Source organism: uncultured Nostoc sp. (genome assembly GCF_964245575.1).
Classification (GTDB): domain Bacteria; phylum Cyanobacteriota; class Cyanobacteriia; order Cyanobacteriales; family Nostocaceae; genus Nostoc.
Window position 1 is genome coordinate 1 of sequence record NZ_CAXTNP010000385.1, and the last position, 5,838, is coordinate 5,838.

Genomic DNA, 5,838 nt, shown 5'->3' on the forward strand with positions numbered 1-5,838 from the left:
TTAACACAATCGAATCAATAGTTTCATCAAAAATGCCAAGTAAAATTTATTTACTATTTTTCTAAAGATATTATATGGCTAATTCACACAATAGAAATAAAAAATGAAATTAAAATGAAATAGTAACCTGTCTTTAGGCATAAAAAAATATTAATCCATTAGAGAGAAGCAATATTGTAATTAAAGCTTTAGTCTAAGCATAAGAATCTGTCTTTAGAGCTATTTAAATTTTGATAGAACTTATAAATTAACTTAAAATATTGCCAAATTACTTTGTGGCATCAAAGAAATTAAACTGTAATTAATATGAAATTACCAATTATCAATTATGACTAGCATCACAGAACACTACGACATTATTATTATCGGTACAGGAGCCGGTGGAGGTACATTAGCCCACCGCCTTGCACCCACAGGTAAAAAAATTCTAGTACTGGAACGAGGCGACTTTTTACCGAGAGAAAAAGCTAACTGGAATCCAGAGGAAGTCTATCAAAAACATCGTTACCATACTGATGAGCAATGGTATAACAAGGAAGGTAAAGTTTTTCGTCCCCAAACAGGCTACTGGGTTGGTGGCAATACCAAACTCTACGGTGCAGCCCTAATTAGATTCCGGGAGCGAGATTTTGAAAGGGTAATTCATAAAGAAGGAATTTCTCCAGAATGGCCTTTGAAGTATCAAGACTTTGAACCATACTACACGCAAGCAGAAAAGCTCTATGACGTGCATGGACAGGAAGGAGAAGACCCCACCGAACCACCTCGCAGCGAACCATATCCTTATCCGCCAGTCAGCCATGAGCCAGATATGCAGTCCCTTGCTGATGGCATCCGGGAACTAGGTTACTACCCATTTCATTTACCATTAGGATTAAAGCTCAATGAAAGCGATCGCCTAAATAGTCCCTGCATTCGCTGCGATACCTTTGACGGATACCCCTGTCTCGTACAGGCAAAAGCCGATGCTGATGTCAACGCCATTCGTCCCACCCGCGAAAAGTATGCCAATGTTACTCTTTTAACTAATGCCAAAGTCTTGCGACTGCATACCAGTGAGTCGGGGCGAGAAGTGACGAAGATAGAAACTGAAATTGGAGGAGAGCAACATTGGTTCACAAGCGATATTGTGGTTGTCGCCTGTGGTTCTGTCAACTCAGCTGCCTTGCTGTTACGCTCTGCTAATGACAAACATCCCAACGGATTAGCAAATAGTTCCGATCAAGTGGGGCGGAATTTCATGAAGCAACTGGAAACGGCCATAGTTTCCATACATCTAGAGGTGAATCACGCCAACTTTCAAAAAACCATCGCTGTCAACGATTTTTACTGGGGAGAGCCAGATTTTCCTTATCCGATGGGCATGGTGCAGAATACAGGTAATGTCCTTGCCGATATGATTCCCGGAGAAGCACCCCCACTAATGGCTCCATTTGTCAAGCTGATTCCTCATTTTGAGCGCCATTTGCTGGCCGAGCGTTCGGTTGGCTGGTGGTTGCAAACAGAGGATTTACCAGACCCAAATAATCGGATTCGGTTGGTGGGTGAAAAGATTCACGTTGACTATACACTGAACAATACCGAAGCAAGCGATCGCTTAATTCACCGATGGACATCTGTACTCAAGTCAATCCCTCACTCTGCTAAACACGTTCTACCATTTAGTATTTATCCCCGCACTCAGCTACCAGAACAAGCAGTTGCTCATCAATGTGGTAGTTGTCGATTTGGCACAGACCCCAAAACCTCAGTCCTTGACATCAATTGCCGTACTCATGATGTCGATAATCTTTATATTGTAGATAGTAGTTTCTTTCCGTCAAATTCCGGTGCTAACCCGACACTCACGATTATGGCGAATGCCTTGCGCGTTGGCGATCTGCTTGCAGCACGCTCCGTGTAGCAAGCAGATCGCCCTTGGCATCTCGTAGGGAAGGGTATACTAATGCATAGCTTAACTATTGAAATGAACAGGTTATCGGTCAAGAGTCAATAGCAAAAAGGAGAAACATTATGACGAAGGATGAACGACAAATTACACCAATTGAGCAACCACAGATTCAATCTCAACAGGACGAGTCAGAACAGACAAATTCTGATCCCTTAGCGACAGGTCTAGGTGTTGTGGGAGGTGGCTTTGCAGGAGCTGCACTGGGTCGCTCAATTGGTGGTAAGATCGGTGCTGCAATTGGTGGGCTTGCAGGGGCAATTACTGGTGGGCTTGCAGCCAATAAGTTGGCAGAATATGTAGAGGAATTTACTGAAGAACTCGAACCGACAGTTGGATTGGGATTAGGAGCAAATCACAAACCAATTGAATTACCTAGTCACTATAGTTGGGAAGAACTACAAGCACTATCAAAACTCCAAGGTGAAAAAATGCAAGCTACATAAACAAAAAAATAATTACGAATTACGAATTAATCCCAAATAATCATGTCAATAAAGGCAACCCACAGTCACAATTGAGTCATATTCTTACTAAGAAAATGTTTTTGTGACAACTATGTTATTGATAGTTGTCACATCGTTTATAAAATAGCTATATCAGTCCTAAATCATTCATAAAAATCCTTATTTATTACCTCTCCATGTTCTATACATCTCTGTGGTTCGATTAAAAAAATATTTTCTAAAACTCATTTATGATTGCTATATAAAGTTTGCTTTCTACTATTGAGATAATAAGTATTGATAACTCAACAAGCAGAAAAACTTTATTTTTGTATAAATCAAAAACTATGGAGGCATCAATATTTATTTCTTAAGTAGAATAAAAATTTCATAATTATTTCACTTTTTCGTGAAAGCGTAATTAAAGAAGGCTTTTAGCATTGGGTTGACTATGCGGCTGATATTAGTTGAGGATGAAGCAGATTTAGGTGCAGCAATCAAACAAGTCCTGAGCCATGAGGCGTATATAGTTGACTGGTTTCTTGATGGTACTCAGGCATGGCAATATTTAGAAACTGGCTGGACTGAGTACACACTTGCAATTTTTGATTGGATGCTGCCTGGAGTTTCGGGGATCGAGTTGTGTAAATGGTTGCGGGAACGTCAATTAACTCTGCCTGTATTAATGCTAACGGCTAAAGACCGAATGGAGGAAAAGATTATTGGTTTAGATAGCGGTGCGGATGATTATTTAGTTAAACCCTTTGATATGGCAGAACTGCTGGCAAGATTGCGAGCATTACAACGGCGATCCTCTTACGTAAAAGCAACGCTGACACCTCAAGTCCAACCCCGACGCTTACAAGTAGGTTTCCTGACGCTCAATTACAGCACTCATCAACTTACTCGCCAGTATGGTCACGGAGAAAATCAAATATTCTCTTTAACTGTCAAGGAATTTCAATTGTTGGAATATTTCATGAGACATCCTAACCAAATTGTCAGCCGCGATCAAATTATTAATCAGCTTTGGGAAATTGGTGCAGAACCAGTTAGTAATGTCGTAGCAGCACAAATTCGCTTATTGAGACGTAAATTAGGAGAAGAAGAGAACGAATCTTTAATTGAAACTGTTTATGGTGTGGGCTATCGTCTCAATATTCCAGCTGCGGAAATAGGCAGATGATTTCTGCTAACTGGACAGCGACACTTTCAGTAAGGTTATAGAAATATGGAACGCAATCCCATTTTCCACCAGACTCGGTTGCGGCTGGCAGCTTGGTATACCCTCGTCATGGGCGGTATTTTAGGGCTATCTAGTTTGGGGGTTTATAGTGTGGTTGCCCATGCCTACTATGAAACCATAGACCAGGGATTGCAATCAGTCGCAAATGCACTCCATAAAAGTATTGAACCGGCTTGGCAGCAACCCGGACAATTACAACGCCTTGCTAAAGAATTTTCTTTAGAATTATGTGTGGCTCAGACAAATTGTTTGCCTAAAACAACAGCTATTAAAAAATCAATCACAGAGGCAGCGAATCCAGTTAATTACTATATACGCTTATTGGATCGCTCAAGAAAAGTTTTTGCTAGTGGAGGCATGGAATTTGACAAGTTACCGATTACCTCAGAATTACAGTATTGGCAAATCTTAACAGATTCTTCTGGCGCTCGATACCGCGAAATCACTTTACCTTTGTCTACTCAAAAACAGGTTTCGGGTTATCTACAAGTGGCGCGTAGTATCACTGATTTAGACCAACATCTGGCTTATTTAAGATTAGCTTTGGTGTTAGGATTACCAATTTCCATGATTTTCGTTGGGTTGTCTAGTTGGTGGTTGGCAGGAAGGGCAATGCAACCTGTATATCTTTCCTACCAACAAATGCAACAATTTACTGCTGATGCTGCCCATGAGTTTCGCACACCTTTAGCAGCAATGTACTCTACTATTGAAGCTGCTATCAAGTTACAGCAAGAACCAAAATCCAATGGTGGAATTTTAGATGTACTCAAACGCCAAAATCGGCGCTTATCACAACTAGTTGGAGATTTATTGCTATTAACGAGAATAGCTCAAAAACAACTAACAGGAGAATATCAGCCTTGCTGTTTGAATGATTTAATTAGCGATTTAACTGAGGAATTAGCATTTTTGGCAGTAGAAACTAAAGTAAATCTTTCTAAACAGGTGCAAGTCTCAGAAAAACTGTATGTGATGGGAAATGAAGAACAGCTTTATCGCTTAATTTCCAACTTAATTGCTAATGCAATTCAAGCTACATCTAGCGGTGGAAAAGTCACGGTTTTTTTAGAAAAAAGTGAGCTTTACGCCATGATTAAAATTCAAGATACAGGAATTGGTATTGCTGTTGAACATCAACAGCGAATTTTTGATCGCTTCTACCGAGTAGATCGCGACCGCTCTCGCACCTCTGGCGGTTCGGGATTGGGATTAGCCATCGCAATCGCGATCGCCAGAGCGCATAAAGGCAATATTCACGTTCAAAGTCTACCTGGGCTAGACAGTACATTTACAGTTCGACTTCCTCTTTCATCGTGAATTCTTACAATAAATGTTGCTATCTAGTGCATTATTTATCTTGATAACGATATTCTATGCTAAAGCTTTTGTTTAAAATCCAGAATCTAAAATCATTTGATTTGGAGGAGTTTTGATAAATAATATTCGCAATCGCTTTAGGAGTTTTAAGCGCAAAAGGGTTGAACCATCAGAACTAAAACAGTTGGTAGATGAGTTGTTGTCAGAGTCTAGTCTCGACGCAACATATTTGGTTTTGATTATTGGTTCATGTGCGTTAGCGAAGCTCCTCTGAAGGAGATCGCTACATTTGGTCTACTTACCAATAGCACTGCTGTAATTATCGGCGCAATGATTGTCGCACCTCTGATGTTGCCAATTCGAGGTTTAGCCTTTGGTGCATTAATTGGAAATATTAACCTATTCCGTAAAGTCATAATAGCACTATTCTTAGGCACATTACTAGCACTTTTAATTTCTTGCAGTATCGGTTGGATCGTTAATCTACCTAGTTTCGGCAGTGAAGTGCTATCTCGCTCCAAACCTAACCTGCTTGATTTGGGTATTGCAGTTGCAGCAGGTTGTATCAGTGGCTACGCTAAGGTAAATTCAAAAATCTCTGGTAGTGTGGCAGGGACGGCAATAGCTGTTGCCCTTATGCCCCCAATTTGCGTCATCGGTTTAGGTCTAGCAAAATTTAACTTGTCACTCAGCTTAGGAGCGACTTTGCTCTACCTAACGAACCTTTTGGGTATTAGCCTTGCTTGTATGCTGACGTTTTTATTTATTGGCTATTCTCCTATCGATCGCGCCCAAAAAGCGCTGCTATGGGCATTGGCGTTAACGCTCTTTTATTACTCTCATGAGAGTATAATTAATTACTAACAGTTTAACTTAGC

At 40.4% G+C, this 5,838-nt stretch carries 4 protein-coding genes and 1 pseudogene; all 5 read left to right on the top strand.

The genetic code is table 11. The features are described from left to right. Positions 1 to 328: 328 nt before the first annotated feature. A complete protein-coding gene (locus ACFFAP_RS35000; protein WP_375515520.1) occupies positions 329 to 1,903 on the top strand; it encodes a GMC oxidoreductase in 1,575 nt (524 codons plus the stop codon). A gap of 110 nt (positions 1,904 to 2,013) precedes the next feature. Next, positions 2,014 to 2,394, top strand: a complete 381-nt coding sequence (locus ACFFAP_RS35005) for a hypothetical protein (RefSeq protein WP_375515521.1) — start codon at positions 2,014 to 2,016, stop codon at positions 2,392 to 2,394. Between the two features lie 451 nt (positions 2,395 to 2,845). Beyond that, complete coding sequence (gene rppA / locus ACFFAP_RS35010; RefSeq protein ID WP_375515522.1) at positions 2,846 to 3,580, top strand: two-component system response regulator RppA; 735 nt, start codon at positions 2,846 to 2,848, stop codon at positions 3,578 to 3,580. A gap of 45 nt (positions 3,581 to 3,625) precedes the next feature. Next, the gene (gene rppB, locus ACFFAP_RS35015) at positions 3,626 to 4,960 is read left to right on the top strand and encodes a two-component system sensor histidine kinase RppB (RefSeq protein ID WP_375515523.1); all 1,335 of its coding nucleotides are present in this window, start codon (positions 3,626 to 3,628) and stop codon (positions 4,958 to 4,960) included. A 112-nt stretch (positions 4,961 to 5,072) separates the two neighbouring features. Continuing rightward, a pseudogene (locus tag ACFFAP_RS35020) lies at positions 5,073 to 5,785 on the top strand (DUF389 domain-containing protein); the annotation flags it as partial. Positions 5,786 to 5,838: the final 53 nt, after the last annotated feature.

What these genes read in the sequence shown, in the direction of transcription:
- ACFFAP_RS35000 (WP_375515520.1), top strand. Translation starts at nt 329, where the DNA reads ATGACTAGCATCACAGAACACTACGACATTATTATTATCGGTACAGGA.
- rppA (WP_375515522.1), top strand. Translation starts at nt 2,846, where the DNA reads ATGCGGCTGATATTAGTTGAGGATGAAGCAGATTTAGGTGCAGCAATC.
- ACFFAP_RS35005 (WP_375515521.1), top strand. Translation starts at nt 2,014, where the DNA reads ATGACGAAGGATGAACGACAAATTACACCAATTGAGCAACCACAGATT.
- rppB (WP_375515523.1), top strand. Translation starts at nt 3,626, where the DNA reads ATGGAACGCAATCCCATTTTCCACCAGACTCGGTTGCGGCTGGCAGCT.